At 63.6% G+C, this 522-nt stretch carries 1 protein-coding gene and 1 pseudogene; one reads left to right on the forward strand and one right to left on the reverse strand.

The genetic code is table 11. From position 1 onward, the window contains the following. Positions 1 to 125, reverse strand: a pseudogene (locus tag A5698_RS28735) (dihydrodipicolinate reductase); the annotation flags it as partial. Positions 126 to 256: 131 nt separating this feature from the next. Here A5698_RS28735 and A5698_RS28740 point away from each other — a divergent pair. After that, positions 257 to 397: a hypothetical protein gene (locus tag A5698_RS28740; protein WP_156670581.1), complete on the forward strand. Its 141-nt coding sequence runs from the start codon at positions 257 to 259 to the stop codon at positions 395 to 397. Positions 398 to 522: the final 125 nt, after the last annotated feature.

The raw sequence follows: 522 nt of genomic DNA on the forward strand, positions 1-522 counted from the left end.
TTCTCCTCGGAGTGCACCCACGCCCCGACCAGTTCGAGGTCGGGCCTGCTCCGGATCGCATCGATCGCGATGGAGCCGATTCCGCCGGTCGACCAGACCACGACGCGGTGCTTACCTCCGGTCATCGATCCTCCTCCGGGAGCCCGGTGTGGCGACAAAGCCAGCGCTGAGAATAGCATCCACTATTAATGGTAACCAGAACAAAGATTAGGTTAGAGTCGGTCGTCGTGAATACCCCGGCCTTGTCGCGGTGCTGATGTTCACGCTCCGGTTCGACATCCGGGCGCCCGCCGAGGGAGCGCCGACGACCGAGCTGTACTCGGTCGCTGTGCAGATGTGTGGGAGACGGCAGGGCGACGAATCGGTCGCGAGTATCTCGAGCGCGCCGCACTGGTGACGGGGTCAATCGCAGCAACGGAGGAATCGTGAAAACACCGCTGAGAACCGTGGTCTGGGGGACGGGCGGCGTCGGGTCGATCGCGATCGATGCGATCCGGAGCAGGCCCGACCTGGATCTGGTCA

Origin of the sequence: Mycobacterium sp. E136 (genome assembly GCF_001666865.1) — a bacterium.
In the GTDB taxonomy this organism is placed as follows: Bacteria; Actinomycetota; Actinomycetes; order Mycobacteriales; family Mycobacteriaceae; genus Mycobacterium.

What these genes read in the sequence shown, in the direction of transcription:
- A5698_RS28740 (WP_156670581.1), top strand. Translation starts at nt 257, where the DNA reads ATGTTCACGCTCCGGTTCGACATCCGGGCGCCCGCCGAGGGAGCGCCG.